This is a genomic window from Paenibacillus litoralis, from assembly GCF_046244365.1.
In the GTDB taxonomy this organism is placed as follows: Bacteria; Bacillota; Bacilli; order Paenibacillales; family NBRC-103111; genus Paenibacillus_V.
In genome coordinates, this window is sequence record NZ_CP176395.1 from 2,699,053 (window position 1) to 2,715,686 (window position 16,634).

At 53.1% G+C, this 16,634-nt stretch carries 15 protein-coding genes; 10 read left to right on the forward strand and 5 right to left on the reverse strand.

The genetic code is table 11. The annotated features are described in order from the left end of the window. Positions 1-53 precede the first annotated feature (53 nt). Both ACKGJP_RS10780 and ACKGJP_RS10785 read right to left on the reverse strand, forming a co-directional pair. Positions 54-395 (reverse strand): YmaF family protein, encoded by a 342-nt coding sequence (locus ACKGJP_RS10780; RefSeq protein ID WP_409345652.1) that lies wholly within the window; start codon positions 393-395, stop codon positions 54-56. A gap of 203 nt (positions 396-598) precedes the next feature. Beyond that, entirely contained in the window at positions 599-1,780 is a 1,182-nt protein-coding gene (locus ACKGJP_RS10785; RefSeq protein ID WP_409345653.1) for a class I SAM-dependent RNA methyltransferase, read from the reverse strand. Between the two features lie 155 nt (positions 1,781-1,935). Here ACKGJP_RS10785 and ACKGJP_RS10790 point away from each other — a divergent pair, with 155 nt between their 5' ends. Beyond that, the gene (locus tag ACKGJP_RS10790) at positions 1,936-2,577 is read left to right on the forward strand and encodes an O-methyltransferase (protein WP_409345654.1); all 642 of its coding nucleotides are present in this window, start codon (positions 1,936-1,938) and stop codon (positions 2,575-2,577) included. Positions 2,578-2,971: 394 nt separating this feature from the next. On the opposite strand, the gene ACKGJP_RS10795 is transcribed toward ACKGJP_RS10790, so the two are convergent. After that, complete coding sequence (locus tag ACKGJP_RS10795; protein WP_409345655.1) at positions 2,972-3,457, reverse strand: DinB family protein; 486 nt, start codon at positions 3,455-3,457, stop codon at positions 2,972-2,974. 135 nt (positions 3,458-3,592) lie between these two features. Between ACKGJP_RS10795 and ACKGJP_RS10800 the strand changes: the two genes are divergently transcribed. Then, complete coding sequence (locus ACKGJP_RS10800; protein WP_409345656.1) at positions 3,593-4,582, forward strand: helix-turn-helix transcriptional regulator; 990 nt, start codon at positions 3,593-3,595, stop codon at positions 4,580-4,582. A gap of 182 nt (positions 4,583-4,764) precedes the next feature. On the opposite strand, the gene ACKGJP_RS10805 is transcribed toward ACKGJP_RS10800, so the two are convergent. Then, positions 4,765-5,970, reverse strand: coding sequence for an MFS transporter (locus ACKGJP_RS10805; protein WP_409345657.1), 1,206 nt, complete (start codon positions 5,968-5,970; stop codon positions 4,765-4,767). A gap of 173 nt (positions 5,971-6,143) precedes the next feature. On the opposite strand from ACKGJP_RS10805, the gene ACKGJP_RS10810 reads away from it, so the two are divergent. The 8 genes from ACKGJP_RS10810 to ACKGJP_RS10845 all read left to right on the forward strand — a co-directional run bounded on the left by ACKGJP_RS10810 (position 6,144) and on the right by ACKGJP_RS10845 (position 15,661). Beyond that, entirely contained in the window at positions 6,144-7,589 is a 1,446-nt protein-coding gene (locus ACKGJP_RS10810; RefSeq protein WP_409345658.1) for an amidase, read from the forward strand. A gap of 110 nt (positions 7,590-7,699) precedes the next feature. Next, positions 7,700-8,662: a spore coat protein gene (locus ACKGJP_RS10815; protein ID WP_409345659.1), complete on the forward strand. Its 963-nt coding sequence runs from the start codon at positions 7,700-7,702 to the stop codon at positions 8,660-8,662. A 312-nt stretch (positions 8,663-8,974) separates the two neighbouring features. Beyond that, positions 8,975-9,919 (forward strand): ABC transporter ATP-binding protein, encoded by a 945-nt coding sequence (locus tag ACKGJP_RS10820; protein WP_409345660.1) that lies wholly within the window; start codon positions 8,975-8,977, stop codon positions 9,917-9,919. Then, positions 9,912-10,868, forward strand: a complete 957-nt coding sequence (locus tag ACKGJP_RS10825; RefSeq protein ID WP_409345661.1) for an ABC transporter permease — start codon at positions 9,912-9,914, stop codon at positions 10,866-10,868. Before ACKGJP_RS10820 ends, ACKGJP_RS10825 begins: the two co-directional genes overlap by 8 nt. A 151-nt stretch (positions 10,869-11,019) precedes the next feature. After that, positions 11,020-11,232: a hypothetical protein gene (locus tag ACKGJP_RS10830; protein ID WP_409345662.1), complete on the forward strand. Its 213-nt coding sequence runs from the start codon at positions 11,020-11,022 to the stop codon at positions 11,230-11,232. Between the two features lie 40 nt (positions 11,233-11,272). After that, positions 11,273-12,805: an amino acid permease gene (locus tag ACKGJP_RS10835; protein ID WP_409345663.1), complete on the forward strand. Its 1,533-nt coding sequence runs from the start codon at positions 11,273-11,275 to the stop codon at positions 12,803-12,805. Positions 12,806-13,241: 436 nt separating this feature from the next. Beyond that, positions 13,242-14,168 (forward strand): phosphatase PAP2 family protein, encoded by a 927-nt coding sequence (locus ACKGJP_RS10840; protein WP_409345664.1) that lies wholly within the window; start codon positions 13,242-13,244, stop codon positions 14,166-14,168. Between the two features lie 35 nt (positions 14,169-14,203). Beyond that, complete coding sequence (locus tag ACKGJP_RS10845) at positions 14,204-15,661, forward strand: hypothetical protein (protein ID WP_409345665.1); 1,458 nt, start codon at positions 14,204-14,206, stop codon at positions 15,659-15,661. 302 nt (positions 15,662-15,963) lie between these two features. Here ACKGJP_RS10845 and ACKGJP_RS10850 read toward each other — a convergent pair whose 3' ends face one another. Further along, positions 15,964-16,602 carry an NAD(P)-dependent oxidoreductase gene (locus ACKGJP_RS10850; protein ID WP_409345666.1) on the reverse strand — a complete coding sequence of 213 codons (639 nt, stop codon included), beginning with the start codon at positions 16,600-16,602 and terminating at the stop codon, positions 15,964-15,966. Positions 16,603-16,634 lie beyond the last annotated feature (32 nt).

The following is a 16,634-nucleotide window of genomic DNA, read 5'->3' on the forward strand; positions in this document are numbered from 1 at the left end:
AACCCCATTGTAACAGCGGTTTTCGCGGCTTCTTCGGAAATGTTTCGAGCTATCTAAACGAGCGGTTTTTGTATTAAGGTAGCGAAGTTAAATGGATGCCTGTGTTCGTCGTTTAGTGTGGTGTTTCCACTGACAAAGTGAACATGCTTACCGTTTCCTACCGGAACAGCAGGTCCGGTTCTAATTTTTTTGAGATTGTGAAAATGATCCAGAAAATCGGTATGAGAAAGATCTATTTCATGAATATGACTTTTGCCTACTCGAATGGCTTGCCCGGTTACGCCGGCAAAACGATGATTGTGCCGATCCTCACCTTGTTCCGCAAGCTTAGTGCTGCCTTCAAATTCATGTACATGCCGCTGTTTTTTAGTTTTGCATATAACTTTTTTACGCAAGAGTTATACCGCCTTTCTAAAGTAGAATGGATCACGTTATAGTATTAGTTAATGAAATGCTTTGTGTTAGGCGGTGACCTATTATGAAAGGGGGAGTGAGCAAAACATACTCCTATCGGCAGTTGGCCATAGTCAAGCGGCCTCTTTCGTGCTATACCTTGCGGCGGTTGTCGGGAGCCAGAAAGCAAAAACACCGACTGGATTCAGTCGGTGTTTTTGCTTTCTTGGTGTGGAGTGCGCTTCTTGTTGACATTGAATATCGAGCCTGGCACCCAATATTGGTAAAGTGCGCATTCAATGCGGCCGTTAAACAGTTTGCGTTTCTTCGTGGCGGGTCTGCCAAAATAGTGTTCGAGCTGCTTGCTCGGACTTAAGATGAATGCAGACCATGTACTAAGCGGCGCGGTGACCGAACCGAGCTGGCGCAGCGCCTTTTCGGCGTCTTCGCGCTCGCCGAGCCGTTCGCCGTATGGCGGATTGGTAATCAGGCAGCCGTAATCTCCGCGCGGACGCAGCTTGGCCACCGGCGCAACCTCGAGACGCAGCTCCTTCGATAAGCCGGCCGCTTTCGCAGCGGCTTGTGCGACTTCAATTGCAGCGCTATCGATGTCCGAGCCGCTGATGTCCAGAGGAATGTCGTCGCGGCACAGGTCGTACGCCTCTTCGCGGGCTTCCTGCCAGATACGTGCCGGAACGGCTTGCCAAGCTTCCGCCGGGAAAGAACGGCGCAAGCCGGGCGCCATGTTCCAGGCGATCATGGCCGCCTCGATAGGGATCGTACCCGATCCGCAGAACGGATCCACGAATGGCCGATCCGGCGTCCAGCGGCTGAGCAGTACCATAGCCGCGGCCATGGTCTCTTTCAGAGGAGCTTCGGTAACCAGCTTCCTGTATCCGCGTTTATGCAGGCTCGGACCTGTCGTATCCAGCGTCAATGTTGCGATATCGTTCAGCATCGCCACTTCGATGACGTAACGGGGGCCCGTTTCTTGAAACCAGCTTGTCCCGTATTGCTGCTTCATTTTCTCGACAATGGCTTTCTTGACGATACCTTGACATGCCGGAACGCTCGATAACTGCGATTTGTGGGAACGACCTTCGACGGGAAACTCTCCGTGCTCCGGTATCCACTCCGGCCAATCGAGCGCCTTCGTTCCCTCGAATAATTCATCGAACGTTGTAGCAGGGAACTGGCCCATTTTGATTAGTATACGATCTGCCGTTCGAAGCCATAGGTTGGCTCTGGCGATCGCCGTTTCATCGCCGGTGAACGTAACGCGTCCGTTCTCCACCACCATATCTTCGTATCCGAGATCTTTGATTTCGCGTGCGACGATCGCCTCTAGTCCCATCGGAACGGTCGCGATCAACTGCAAGTTTGCCATTTGCGGGAATCCTCTTTTCTATGAGCGCCTGAAAATCATCTTTCATCAGTATAGGCGATAATCGAGGAAGTGACAAACGGCTGGGGAATTGGATTGCAAAGAGGCAACCGAAAAGATAAAGTGTTATTGATAAAGAGTGGAAAGGCGTGACGTTAATGGATCAAATCAAGCTAAACGAACAATATGCCGAAGGGCTGTATACGGAAGATGACGATTTGAAGCGGGTCTACGAAGGCATTCGCCAAAACAATATGCCGGACATCTCGATTGCGCCCGGTTATGGAAGATTGCTGACGCTTCTGGTCAAATCCAGCGGATCGAAGCAGGTGCTGGAAATCGGAGCGCTGGGCGGGTATAGCGGAATTTGTTTGGCAAGAGGCCTGGGCGAAGAGGGAAAGCTAGTCTCGCTTGAGCTGAAGCAAGCGTATGCGGAGCTCGCAAACGAGCATTTACGTCAAGCCGGACTCGGCGACAAGGTCGAATACCGGATCGGCGAAGCACTGGACAGTTTGCAGGCGCTGGAGTCCGAAGGACGGACGTTCGATTTCTTCTTTATCGATGCGGATAAAGGCAATTATCCTAACTATTTGGACTGGGCGCTCAAGCTGGCTAATCCCGGCGCTTTAATTGTTGGCGATAACGCCTTTATGCGCGGGAAAGCGCTGGATGCATCGGAGAACGGCAACGGAGTACGCGGGATCCGGGCGTTCAACGAGCGCATGGCCAACGATCCGCGGCTTGAAAGCACGCTGCTGCCGGCGTATGACGGCTTATGCATCGCGCGCGTTCGCGAGTAAAGAGTATTGCAGGAAAACGGGCTGCCATCCGTTAAGCTGGCGGCCCGTTTTTCTTAATTTATCAGAAGTATATCGTGGAAGTCGCTCTAAATCTCGGTAAACGCGCTTGTCCCTAAAAGGACGGCGAAGCCGTTTATCCTTGACCCTTGAGCAGTCCGCCATAAATACACCAGTTCGTAAACCGCTTCTCCTTTGCGGAGAATACATTCCTTGCCATGGAATAACGTAAAATCCCCGTCGTTCGCGTCCGTATAGTGAAAGATCTCCCACCGTATACACGAAACCACCCAGAAACCCCGATGTAAGTCGACTGCTTGGCCCGAACGATGAAGGCATTCAAAACTGCAGGATCGAGGGTAGTAATCGAAAAATCCATTCCAGGTACAGCCCTCTCCTAATACAAATCGAACATGCTTACCGGATAGCCGAGCTGCTTCAAATACTGAAAAAGCTGGGCGCGGTGATGGTGGACATGCGTTGTAATCTCTACCAGCCACTTGGCCTGGGTTGCGGCATGATCCAAGTAAAAAGGTTTCGTCGATTTCGTCAGCAGCGTCTCCGCGTCTAGACTGAACATATATTGTTTCAATGCTTCTAACCCGCTCTCCATCGCATCGCTAAGCGTCTTCGCGTCGGAAGCGCCGGCCAGAGCATGTTCGATCCGGCGTATGCTCGCTTCCGGCTGTTCCTGCAAAATGGCCAGATCCGTAGCGGGAACAAGAGCCAAATGGATGGCCAGCTCGTTCAGCGTGCGCGTATTGGGATGCGGACGGTACACCCAGTCTTCTTGTCCGATCTTGGCAAAAAGCTTAATCGTCGTACGAACGGCCGTGCCGATTTCCTCGATCAGCAGGTCTCTCATTACAAATGCTTCGTTCATTCTTCGCACCCTTTCCAGTTCGCTTCGTTTTGAAGGTTCGTTTACGCGATAAACGTAACATCAAAATAGGACAGCCGCTGTCTTATTTCCGTGATAAATTATTCGTAACGAGATTTACCGGGAGGATGGCCAGCCATGTTCAAATCGCAGCGCTTGATTCAGTTGATGATGACCGTCAACGCCAAAAGAAAATTTACGGTTAAAGAACTGGCGCAGGAGTTTCAAGTATCGGAGCGGACGATCGCGCGCGATTTGCAAGATTTGAGCGAGCTTGGGGTACCCTTATATGCCGAGCAGGGGCGGGGCGGCGGCTACCGGGTGCTGAAGGAGCGGATGCTTCCTCCGATCGCGTTCACCGAGAACGAGGCGGTCGCCATGTTTTTTGCCTGCCAATCGCTGCAATATTATGGAGCACTGCCATTCGAGCCGGAATCCGCTTCCGGGCTGCAAAAGTTGTACCACTACTTGTCCGCGGACGTCAAAGACCAGATCGACAAGATGAAAGAGCGGGTCTTGTTCTGTAATCCTTCCAGGGAGCAGCCTGCCGATTATTTGCGCCTGCTTATGCGGGCCGCGGTCAGGCAAACCGTCGTCGCAATCGAATACGATTCGAGCAGCGGCGTTGCCAAACGGCATATTCAACCGGTCGGTATTTATGCCTCGCACGGCTTTTGGTATTGTCCCGCCTACTGTTTCGAAAGGAAGGATTACAGGCTCTTTCGAGCCGACAGGGTGCTGCATGCCGAAGAAACGGAGGAGCTCAAGCCAAACGCGGAGGCGTCCAAAGCGTCGGTATGGGAATGGCTAGCGCCAGACGGCAGCAAAGAAAAGCAGGTTAGGCTCGTCGTATCGCTGACCAAAGAGGGAGTGCGCCGCTGCCGCTCGAATTACGAGCTGTGCGATTCGATCCGGTTGCATGATGACGGGAGCGGTTTGCTGGATGCGATGATACCCGTGAGCCAGCTCGTCTATTTTACGGATACCGTTTGGGAGTACGGGAAGGAAGCGAAGGTGGAACAGCCGGAGGAAGCGGTACGCTACATGAAAGAAAAGATTAAAGCCTTATACAATTCGTACGGGCTGGAAAGCGAGCGAACAAAAAAAGACGGCCGAAGCCGTCTTTAGATGCTGACTATAGTGTTGATCCTGGTGTTGATTCCCGGTGTTGATCCTGGTGTTGATTCTTGATGTTGATCCTTGCTGTTGATCCTTAGTGTTGCTCCTTACAGTTGCTCTTTGCGCTTTTGCTCCTTGCCGTTGATCCTTTTAGAAGCTGCTGACCGGAGCCCAGGCAATGCGGCTGTCCGCTAAGCCCGTTCCGGCTTAGGGACGCTCAGCGTCTTTCTAGCCCATATCGCATTGGCTACAAGCAGAACGGCCGCCAGCACGAAAATGCCGCGAATGCCCCCGATCCACATGGATAGCGTCGTTCCGGCGAGCGGACCGATCATATTGCCGAGACTGAGCGTGCTCGTGTTGAAGCTGTAGGCACGGCTTTCCATTCCTTCCGGCGTATATTGGCGAATGAGCGCGTTCACTGACGGAAGCAGTCCGCCTATGAACATGCCGAAGAAGAAGCGGGAGACGATCAGCTGCCAAACGTTGCTCACCAGCGCCTGAGGAATGAACGCTACCGCAGCTCCGATCAAACAAATAAGCAGAATGCGCTGCTGGCCTACCTTATCTCCGAGCCTTCCGAGCACCGGAGAAGCGATGACGTTCGAAAATCCGTTGACGGAGCCTACAAGTCCCGCAAGCAGCGGGAGCATGTCCGTTTTGCCGTGCAGATCCTGCACGAAGAGCGGAATGAGCGTCATGGGACTCAGTACGGCGAATTGGATCAAGAAGGTGATGGAGAACAAAGCCGGAAGCTGCGGTATTTTCCCAAGCTGCTTCAGGCCGGCGAGTACCGATACCCGCGGCTGGCTCTGCGCTTTCGTTTTATTGAACGACTCTTTGACCAGTATCGACGCAAGCATGGAAGCCGAAAACAGCAATGCCCCGGTTACGTAAAAAATCGGCCGATACCCGATCCAACCGGCCATCGCGCCGCCCATTAACGGACCTAAAATCGTTCCCGCGACACCGCCCGATTGCAGCGTTCCCATGGCGAAGCCCATCCGTTCGCGCGGAGCGCTTGCCGACATGAGCGCGATCGCGGCCGGCGCAAAGCCGGAGATCGTTCCGTTCACCATGCGAAGAAGCAGAAGCTGCCAGGCGCTGTCGGCGAAGCCCATCAAGGTCATGACCACGGCCATGCCGAAGCCGGAACGAAGCAGCATCACCTTGCGCCCGTACCGATCGGCAAGGCCGCCCCATATCGGCTGAGCCAAGAAAGAGGTAATGAAGTTCCCGGCAAATATGATACTCGCCCAAATGGCGATTTCATGCTCGTTCGTCATTCCTAGATCTTGTAAATATAAAGGCATAAACGGCATGATCATGGTCATTCCCGACATGACGAGAAACTGGCCGATCCATAAGACGATCAAGTTGATTTTCCATCTTTCCACGGCTGTTCCTCTCTTCCGAATCGATGTGTCCTGCGGTAACAATCATATAGAATAGTTTTTGGTCATGCAATTCGAGCATAAGGGTGGTATGCTGGCGAAAAAGCCCAATATACGCCGGAAACCGCTGAATTCAGGTTTATTCCGGCCTTGGCAGGAAAGAAGGTAAAGCTCCCGTGAATTTTTCGTTGGAAGAAGCGACGATTGCTAGCATGCAGCAGGCGATGGAGGCCGGCCAAACGACATCCGCAGCACTAGTATGTGCATATTTTGATAGAATCGCCAATCTGGATAAAGCCGGCCCCCAGTTAAACGCGGTTTTGGAAGTAAACCCGGACGCGCTGTTCCTTGCGGAGGCGATGGATAGGGAGCGAAGCTTAAACAAGGTACGCAGCCGTCTTCACGGCATTCCTATTATGATTAAGGACAATATCGATACGGATGACGGGATGCATACGAGCGCGGGTTCGCTGGCGCTGGCGAACGAATATGCCGGAAGAGACGCATTCCTCGTGCGAAAGCTGCGTGAAGCGGGCGCTGTCATCCTGGGCAAAACGAATATGACCGAGTTCGCCAATTTTATGACCGAAGGCATGCCTGACGGCTACAGCTCGCGAGGCGGGCAGGTGCTCAATCCGTACGACGCCGATTCCCGGCCGGGCGGCTCGAGCTCCGGCTCGGGCGTTGCGGCGGCGGCTAATCTATGTGCCGTCGCTATAGGAACGGAAACGTCGGGCTCGATTCTTTGTCCGGCCAGCCAGTGCGGCGTCGTCGGGATAAAGCCGACCGTAGGCTTGATCAGCAGGCATGGCATTGCGCCGATTGCGTTCAGCCAAGACACGGCCGGACCGATGGCCAGAACCGTTACGGATGCGGCCGTCGTATTGGGCGCTATGGCGGGAATAGACGACAACGACCCGGCGACTTTCGCTTCCATGGCCCGCTGTCCGGCGGACTATACGGAGTACCTGGATGCGAAGGGTCTGCAGGGCGCCAAAATCGGGGTTCCCCGCGCTTTCTATTGGGACTCTCTGGACGAGGAACGGCGCGTGCTGGCAGAGCGGGCGCTTGCGGACTTAAGCAAAGCGGGGGCGATTCTGGTCGATCCTGCGGACATCCCTTCGGCAGGAAGCATTCGTTCATCCAGCGTGCTGATGTATGAATTCAAAGCAAGTCTTAACGCTTATTTAATGGGAAGAGGGAACGGCTCGCGTATGCGTACGCTGCGGGATATTGTCGATTTCAACAATCTGCATCCCGAGCGGACGCTGAAATACGGGCAGAAGCTTCTCGTGCATGCGGAAGAGCGTACGAGCGGCACGCTGACCGAACCGGACTATATTCACGACCGATTACGCGATCTCCGCTTATGCCGAACGGAAGGGATCGATGCCGTGCTAGACGGGTACGGACTGGACGCCATCGTTTTCCCCGGCGATGAAGGGGAAACGATAGCAGCGAGAGCCGGTTATCCGTCGGTTATCGTTCCAGCCGGATTTTTGAAATCCGGGCTGCCCTTTGGCTTGACGTTCACCGGCCGCGCATTCAGCGAGCCCGTCCTCCTTAAGCTGGCTTATGCGTACGAACAGGCGACCCTTCACCGAAAAGCCCCGTGCTTGTAAGATGGCAGTGAGAGGTGACTTTGCACGGATTATGGCGAATAGAACGATCATCCGAGGGCAAAGTAACCGTTGGGCGTAAATGCCACTATTTGCTTTCGGGGGATGATGCTATGCCTTACGGTGCTCATGAAACGATGGAAGTTCACGAAATGCTGAATGAGAAAACGAACTTGATCAACCTCTTCTCCATGTATTTGCAGGATTGTCAAAACGTCGAGCTGCGCCAACTTATCGAACGGCACATTAGCAGCGCGATCGCCGATTACGACCAGCTAGTGGCATATACCCACGATTATTCGGCCGCCATGCATATTCCTCAGGCTTATGCGATGCCGCATGCCGAGCCGCAGCACATCATGTACGGTCTTCATCAGCCTGCTCCTCAGGCTCCGCAGACGGGGGGACGTTTGGATGACAGGCAAATCGTCTCCTCGATGCTCTGCATGCACAAGAGTTCGGCCAAAAATCATATGAGTGCGGCGCTCGAGTGCGCCGATCCGAACGTGCGCCAAATGCTGCTGAACGGCTCACATTCCTGCGCGAATCAAGCCTATGAAGTGTTTCTGTTCATGAACCGGCAGGGCCTGTATCAAGTGCCGACCATGCAGGAGCATACGGCCAAAACCTATTTGCACAGCTATCAGCCGTTCGGGCATGCCGTGCAGCCGCAAGCCTCGATCCTGCAACCAGTTATCCAGCCAGTGCTTCAACCTATCAGACAGCCTGCTGCGCAGAGTGGGATGGCGGAAGAAGCATCTTCGTTTTTCGACGGGGCCAACGCACCTATGAATAATCTGTCCCAGGCGGTTGCCCAGTCGATGATGAGCGGACCTTACGGGGCGGCGCAGACGAGCGGCGGCATGAATGCCATGATGCATCCAAGTCCGACGATGAATAGAGGGGCGTTCGGCAACCCATCCGTTCCAGCGGGAACATTCGGGGGTGCAGCTAGGCCGATGCAAGGGCCTCCGTCCGGGAGCGGTATGGGTTTTGCTCCAGGTGCGCCTGCCGGCTATTCTCGGCCCGGTTACTCCGGCAGCTTGCAAGGAAATTCGCCGGGCAGACTTCAATAAAGACGAGAGTCGTTTATCAAGCGAAGCGGATTCGTTTGATAAGCGGCTTTTTTTATAATATTAAGAATTTATATGTTTCACCTATCAAGTGCTTATATTTCAACTGTAAACGCGCTCGTCCAGAAGGACGGCGAAGCCGTTTATCCTTGCTTCCCGGCACTCTACATGTATTTATACCGGTTTTTTATTCAGAATCCGTTAAGGAAGCCTTAAGATTTATCCCGACAGTTTGTTAAGAAACGTTGCCTACAATGAGAGCAGTCAAAGGATGGCATTGCTGGAAACGGGAACGAATGGTACTGGAGGGGAATCATGAGCGAGACGAACATGACGCAGGCAGATCCTGTCGTGCGTATTAATCAGCTTACCAAAAAGATAGGCGGCAAAACGATCGTCGACAACTTGACGTTCGACGTCCCGAGAGGCGAGGTTTTTGGCTTCTTGGGTCCGAACGGGGCAGGGAAAACGACGACGATCCGGATGATGGTCGGGTTGATCCGGATGACGCATGGCGTAGTGATGATCAACGGCATCAACGTAGAGAATCACTATGAGCAAGCGATGAATCATGTCGGCGCCATCGTGGAAAATCCGGAGATGTACAAATTTTTGACAGGCTATCAAAATTTGATTCATTTTTCGAGAATGCATCCGGCCATACCGGCAGGCCGAATCGACGAGGTAGTGGAATTGGTCGGTTTGAAATCCCGCATACACGACAAGGTAAAAACGTATTCGCTCGGCATGCGGCAGCGTCTCGGCGTCGCGCAGGCGATTCTGCACAAGCCCTCGGTCTTAATCCTGGACGAACCGACCAACGGGCTCGATCCTGCCGGCATTCGGGAACTGCGCGATTACTTGCGGAATTTGGCGCGGACCGAACGGATTTCCGTCATCGTATCCAGCCACCTTTTATCCGAGATGGAATTGATGTGCGATCGGGTCGCGATTATTCAGTCCGGCAAGCTGATCGACGTAAAGCCGGTCCGCCAATTGGCCCAGGGCAGCGGGGAAGCGAAGGTGCTGATTGAGGTAGACAGGCCGCATGAAGCGATGGCCGCCCTGTCCCGCTCGATGGACGTAGGTTTCGTCGGCATCGCGGACGGACAGCTGGAGCTTAGAATCGAACGGGAGCATATCCCGCAAATTGCATCATGCCTGGTCACGGCGGATTTTCGAATATATGGCATTCGTACGGTGACGAAGACGCTGGAGGAAACATTTTTGGAAATGACGGGGGTAGGAGCCATTGGTTAGATTGAGCGCTTTGCTGCGCAACGAGAATTTGAAAATTTACCGGAGACCGCGAACGTGGATCATGCTTGGTCTTCTCCTTGCGCTCCTTCTCACGGGCAACCTGATCGAAAAGTTCGACAGACCCGCTCAGCCGCAAGCGGCGGACTGGAAACAGGCGCTGAGCGAATCGACGGAGCAGCTGCAGAAAGACATGGAAAGCGAAAAAACGGACGAGCGATCGAAGATTTACCTTCAGCAATCGATCAATATGAACCGTTATGCGATCGAACACGATATTAATCCGGAACGCAAGTCGGTTTGGACATCGGTCGATTTGTCGGCCGGTTTAATCATGCTAGGCGCTATTTTTACCATTGTAATCGCAGGCGATATTGTAGCGGGGGAGTTTTCGTGGGGGACGATCAAACTGCTGCTGATCAGACCGGTGTCACGGGGCAAAATTTTGTTATCCAAATACGTTGCAACGCTGCTCTTCGCGCTATTTTTGCTATGTGCGCTGTTCCTGTCGTCACTGCTTATAGGCGGGGTGCTCTACGGTTTCGACGTGATGAATCATTCGCAGCTCTATTTCGGAACGGACGGAAATCTATACGAACGGAGTATGGCGGTACATACTTTGCAAAAGTATGGGTTTGAATGCGTTTCACTTGTGATGACGGTGACCGTCGGCTTTATGATCTCGACGGTGTTCCGCAGCAGTTCGCTGGCGATCGGCCTCTCGATCGGGCTGATGTTCGGCGGCAGCTTGATCGTTATGGCGCTTAGCCGGTACGAATGGGTGAAATACGTCCTGTTCGCCAATCTGGAACTGAGCCAGTATTTGCCCGGACGGATGCCGATCGTCGCCGGAATGACGTTAGGTTTCTCGGTTACGGTGCTTGCCGTCTACTTTATCGTGCTCAATGCGCTCTCATGGTTCGTTTTTACGAAACGGGATGTGGCCGGATAAGAATGGGATGATCATCAGGACCGCTCGAGCGAAAGGCTCCGGCGGTTTTTTGATTTGCGTAAGAGGAGATCTCCCAAAAAGTTCAGGCTGACTCGGACGGGTTAAAGTGAATGCAAGTCACATATACATCCAATTAACGGGGAGCGATTCCTTGGCTAAGCTTGGGAGCAGGCTCCCCGGCATGTACTCGGAGCAAGCTTCGAACAATCTCCTTCACTTTGCAGGGCATAAGGAGGTGATAGCGGTGGTTTACGGCATTGCTTTATTCGTGTTCGTTTGTCTGATTGCGCTAGGCATTGTAGCGATAGCCGGGAAAAGCATTCGGGAATATGACGAGAAGAACCATGAAAGCTACTTGGGCTAATGCAGCTTGAAATCGCCATTTTAACGCGGGAGGAATCGTTATGGGTGATCGCAATCAACAGCAGCTGCTTCAGGACAAGAAGGATTTGAACAAATTCGGGTATGCCCAGGAACTTCTGCGGAGCATGGGGGGCTTTTCGAACTTTGCGATCTCGTTCTCGATTATTTCGATTCTGACGGGGGCCGTATCGCTATACGGGCATGGGCTCAAATACGGCGGTCCGGGCATGATGGGCTTCGGCTGGTCGATCGTCGCGCTGTTCGTGCTGCTTATCGCAGCGGCGATGGCGGAGCTGGCGTCGGCGATTCCTACGGCAGGCGCCTTGTATCACTGGGCGTCGATATTGGCAGGCAAACGTTGGGGGTGGTATACCGCATGGATCAACCTGATCGGTCAAATCGGCATCGTCGCCGGCATCGATTATTCGGTCGCGACCTTCGCCGATCCGCTGCTCGCGCAAGCATTCGGCTATACGTCAGACAGTACGACCACGCTTATCGCGTTTGTCGTCATTTTGCTGTCCCATGGCATCGTTAATCATATCGGCATTCGGGTAGTCGCCCGGCTGAACGACTTTTCGGCCTGGTATCACATTGCGATCGTGGCAGTCGTCGTCGTCAGCTTGGCCTTCTTTACCAAAGACGGGCTGCAGCCGCTCGATTATTTGTTTACGGTCGGGCAGACGTTCTCGGATAAACCTTATATGTTCGCGTTTCTGATCGGACTTCTGCAGGCGCAATGGACGTTTACCGGCTATGACGCCTCCGCGCATACGATCGAGGAAACGGTCAACCCGCGGATCCGCGCCCCATGGGGCATTTTTACTTCCGTCGCCTATTCGTTCGTGTTCGGCTTCATCATGCTCGCGTTCGTTACCTTGTCGATCCGGGATGCAGGGGCTGCGGCTTCCGCAGACAATGCCTACATATACATCATTAGCGAAGCGCTTGGAGGCGCGTTCGGAACAACCGTGTTGTGGCTTGTTATTTTGGCGATGTGGTTCTGCGGGTTGTCTTCGATCACTTCGTTCTCGCGGATGATGTACGCTTTCTCGCGCGATAAGGGCATGCCGTTCAGCAGACATTGGGCGGAAATATCGAAGACATACAGAACGCCGGCCAAGGCGATATGGCTTTCGGTCGTGCTTTCCTTCCTCCTGGCGCTGATCGACTATATCATCAAGCTGGTCAATCCGGACGCTTCTTACGGTACGCTCGTGTTCCTGACGGCGGTCAGCGTCGTCGGCTTGTATGTGGCTTACGGCATCCCGATTCTCCTTAAGCTGATTGCAAAAGCGAAGGGCCGCTTCCAGCCCAAGCATCTGGGACCGTGGAATCTTGGGAAATACAGCGACGTCATCGCGGTACTGTCCCTGATCTGGATCGTGTTTATCAGCGTCGTGATGGTCATTCCCCCGAACGAGAACGCCGGTTACGCGCTGATCGGCATGATGGTCCTGCTTTTGATCATGGATTTTGCCTACTACCGCAAGCACTTCGAGGGGCCTCAGGCGGCGCTTCGTACGAAGCGGGAAGATATTTTGAGGAGGGAGCGGGAGTTGGAAAGAAAATAGCAGAGCGGCTCCGGCATCCCGTTTCCTTCGAGGGGAGTCTGTTTCCAAGGTGTTGTCCGGGAAGTCCGCCCATGCAGGGCGGACTTTGTTTCCATATAAGAAAGTTTAAATCCTTTATAGAACTAAAGCGTCAGAGGTACCCATTCTCAAACATAGAAAGGAATTTACTGTATGGCGGCATGCAGGGGTTCCCTGTTTCCAGTAAAAGAATGGATAGAGTACACATCATAAAGAAGCAGCAGGATTGGGCTAAACGCCAATGTATCATTCAAAAAATGAGGCGAAAAACGTACTAGTTCCGCTTGGCTATGAAATCGAGGGTGAATGCAAACTTGTAACTTCTAGGGAAATACGGTACTTTAGTAGAGGACTGTCAGGGGGAGCCGGATCGGCGGCGAACAAATGAAATTGCAGGGGTAGCAGAGGAGAAGAAACAATGCGGTTGCAAAAGGTTTATATGCCGCTGCTTATTGCGGCGACGATCGCCGTCATCATTGCCATTATACAGGTCGAGAATTGGGGAATATGGGCTGTATTCGTTCTGGCGGCTTCGCTGATCGGGACAAGCAAGGATGCGAAAGCGATCACTTGGGTGCAGTTTATGCCTGCGGGCTTGATTACGTTGTTCTTGTTTTATGTGATTTACGAGTACGCGAATCCGATGTGGCACCGGGTCGTTGCGATGCAGACGGAGAACATTCGTCATATTTTTAAATGGAACGAGGCCTTCAACGCGATCCCGCTTAACGATGCGTGGATATTCCGGCTATGGCAGCCGGAATGGCTGACCAAATATATGCAATCGGTCTATAATGCCGGGTTTACACTTTCCTACTGGATTTGCGTGATCCGGGCGTTCTTTACGAAAGACGTAAAGAAGCTGGGAAGGTACGCACTGGCTGGCTATTTGCTTCAGGTGCCGCTTATTTTGCCGTTCTACAATACGATTTTGCTGCAGGAGGTGTGGTATGTTCAAGGAACGCCGGATCTGCTGGAGCGCGTCTTGACGCCATCCGAACAGTATATGACCGTGCTCAATTGCTTTCCGAGCATGCATACGTCGATCGCGTTCGCGGCGCTGCTGCTGGCCATGCGCGAGAAAAGCCGCTGGTACAAATGGTTGCTCGGCGTGTTCTGCGTCTCGATCATCATCTCCACCATGTATTTAAAAATCCATTGGATCATCGACGTATTCGCAGGCATGCTGTTCGCCTGGGGCTGCGTGAAGCTGGCGGATGTGATCGTGAACGCGAAATTTTTCGATGCGTTCGCCCGCCGCTTCGAAGGCTTCGGCAGCAAGCTGTTTACTGCGATGGAGGTGCGCCGGGGCAAGAAAAACAGCAATATCGGGTCAGGCGAATAACCCGTCTGCACGAATGAATGGAGGAGTATCGTATCATGTGGAAGAAGCTATTGCGTCTGGAAACCGCGGTTTTGCTTGCCACAGCGTTCATTGTCGTCTATCTGCTGATGGTGAAGCCTATCATAGGCGTGGCGAACAACGGCGATTTCGAGCGCATTATGGGAACTGTGGGCTTAGCGGATCTGCATTTCGAAGAACCGTACGCTGAAAAATATTTCGCCTACTTCCATAGCAAGTATGCCATATCGCATATGGGGCTTGGCGGTTACATATCGACCCAGCTGATTGCGGTATTTGCGGCCGTAGGTTTGAACCTTGCCGCTTACAGCCGCGAGCTGTTCGACATTCGCTTTCTCTCGGGCCTGTATGCGGCGCTGCTGTTAGGGGCGTTCTATTTAATCTTGAGATGGGGGCGGACGAATACGCGTACCGTTAACGTCGTATTAGCCGTCCTGCTTGTTGTCGTGTTTGCCGATGTCGGGTATTTGGCTTACTTCAACTCGTTGTTCGGGGAGCCGACGACCTTCGTTTTCCTGCTGCTTACGATCGGCTTCGCTCTGGCGATCAGCCGACGATCGGAGCACCCGACGATCGGCTTGCTAGTCTGCTTTTTTGCATCCGCCTTTATGCTCGTCGGCTCGAAAATTCAGTATGCGCCTGCAGGCATCATTGTGGCACTGCTCGGGTTTCGGCTGTGGGGGTTGCGGGCAGACCGCAAATGGAAACGCACCGTGGCAGGATTGTCCGCTTTTCTCGTGTTAGCATCCGCAGGCTTCTATCTATCCGCGCCTAAGGAGATTAGTTCGATTAACAAATACCAGACCGTTTTCTTCGGTATTTTGAAAGATTCGAAAACCCCGGAGCGCGATTTGGAGCAGCTGGGCATATCGCCGAAGCTTGCGGTACTGGCCGGAACGAACTATTTTACGCCGGACACGCCGATTAAGCAGAACGATCCGTCCATGAAACCGGAATTTTACGATAAGATCAGTCATTTCAAAGTGCTCGGCTTCTACATGACGCATCCCGCCCGGTTTATCCAGAAGCTGGAACGGGCTGCAGAAAACAGCATGATGATCCGTCCTTATTACTTGGGCAACTATGAGAAAGCCGAAGGGAAGCCGGCGGGCAAGGTGGCGCTGTCGTATTCCTTCTGGAGCGAATTCAAGAAAAATGCTCTGCCGAATTCGCTGCTCTCGGTAGTCGTCTTATACGTCGTCTATTATGGCGGCTTGCTCTTGTTTTGGAGGCGCTGCACGAGCCCGTTTTACCGGTTTGCGGCCGAAATGCTGGCTGCGGTGGGGGCAGTGGGGGCGATCGCATTCGTTACGCCGCTTATCGGCGACGGCGAGGCGGATTTAGGCAAGCATCTGTTCTTGTATACGCTATGCTACGATGTCATGCTGGTCACTGTGGTAACGGGGCTGGTTGCGGCAGCAGTCGGATTCGTCGCCGGCCGGTCCTCCAAACGGATAACCCCTTCCGCGAACTAAGCGCATTTCCGTACAAGGGAAAATGAAGCGACGCCCGGATAAATTCACCCGGACATAGCAAAAAGCCTTGCCGCACCGAAGCGACTTCGGTACGGCAAGGCTTTTTTAAAATATAAGATTTTATAGGTTTCACACGATAAGCCCTTATATTTCTCCGGTAAACGCACGGCGTCATAAGACGCCGGCAGGCTTTTATCCTTGATTTATCAGAAAGTATATCGTGGAAGTCGCTCAAAATCTCGGTAAACGCGCTTGTCCCTAAAAGGACGGCGAAGCCGTTTATCCTTGTTACGTCAGAGCGGTTACCCGATCTCCGACGCAACGGTAAACCGCTCGTTGATATGCTGCGGATTCTCGATTTCATCGACAACCGCGATCGCATAGTCCTCATAGCTGACATAGCTTTGACCGCCGGCGTTGACCAGCAGATGATCTTTGCCGGTTTGGTAAGCTCCCGTACGTTTGCCGAGGGCAAAGTACGCGGATGGGCTGATGAACGTCCATTTGATCGAATCGGTTTGCTGCAAAATGTCCAGGTTTTTGCCTTGGTTTTGCGCCGTCGCCAAATATTCCTTAGGGAAATCCGGTGTTTCGAATACGCGAACGGTTTTGGCTTCGTCCACAAACAGGCTGCCGGCGCCGCCGACGACGATCAAACGGGTGTTCGGCGCGCCCTTGAGCGCTTCGATCAGGACGTTGCCCGCGTCCACATGCAAATGCTCTTGACCGGGAGCGGCACCGAACGCATTCACAATAACATCGAAGCGGCTTAGATCTGCCGTGGTCAAGCCGAATACGTCTTTCTCCAAAACGGTTGCGGCTGGTTGCTCCAGCTTGGCTGCGTTTCTGACGATTGCGGTCACTTCATGGCCACGGTCTGCGGCTTCTTTTAAAATCCGGCTTCCGGCTTTTCCTGTTGCTCCGATAATGGCGATTATCATAATGGTGTTCCCTCCAAAAAAATATTTGTAAC

Excerpts from the sequence above, each read along its gene's own strand:
- ACKGJP_RS10785 (WP_409345653.1), bottom strand. The coding sequence starts at position 1,780 with ATGGCAAACTTGCAGTTGATCGCGACCGTTCCGATGGGACTAGAGGCG.
- ACKGJP_RS10790 (WP_409345654.1), top strand. The coding sequence starts at position 1,936 with ATGGATCAAATCAAGCTAAACGAACAATATGCCGAAGGGCTGTATACG.
- ACKGJP_RS10795 (WP_409345655.1), bottom strand. The coding sequence starts at position 3,457 with ATGAACGAAGCATTTGTAATGAGAGACCTGCTGATCGAGGAAATCGGC.
- ACKGJP_RS10800 (WP_409345656.1), top strand. The coding sequence starts at position 3,593 with ATGTTCAAATCGCAGCGCTTGATTCAGTTGATGATGACCGTCAACGCC.
- ACKGJP_RS10815 (WP_409345659.1), top strand. The coding sequence starts at position 7,700 with ATGCCTTACGGTGCTCATGAAACGATGGAAGTTCACGAAATGCTGAAT.
- ACKGJP_RS10820 (WP_409345660.1), top strand. The coding sequence starts at position 8,975 with ATGAGCGAGACGAACATGACGCAGGCAGATCCTGTCGTGCGTATTAAT.
- ACKGJP_RS10835 (WP_409345663.1), top strand. The coding sequence starts at position 11,273 with ATGGGTGATCGCAATCAACAGCAGCTGCTTCAGGACAAGAAGGATTTG.
- ACKGJP_RS10840 (WP_409345664.1), top strand. The coding sequence starts at position 13,242 with ATGCGGTTGCAAAAGGTTTATATGCCGCTGCTTATTGCGGCGACGATC.
- ACKGJP_RS10845 (WP_409345665.1), top strand. The coding sequence starts at position 14,204 with ATGTGGAAGAAGCTATTGCGTCTGGAAACCGCGGTTTTGCTTGCCACA.
- ACKGJP_RS10850 (WP_409345666.1), bottom strand. The coding sequence starts at position 16,602 with ATGATAATCGCCATTATCGGAGCAACAGGAAAAGCCGGAAGCCGGATT.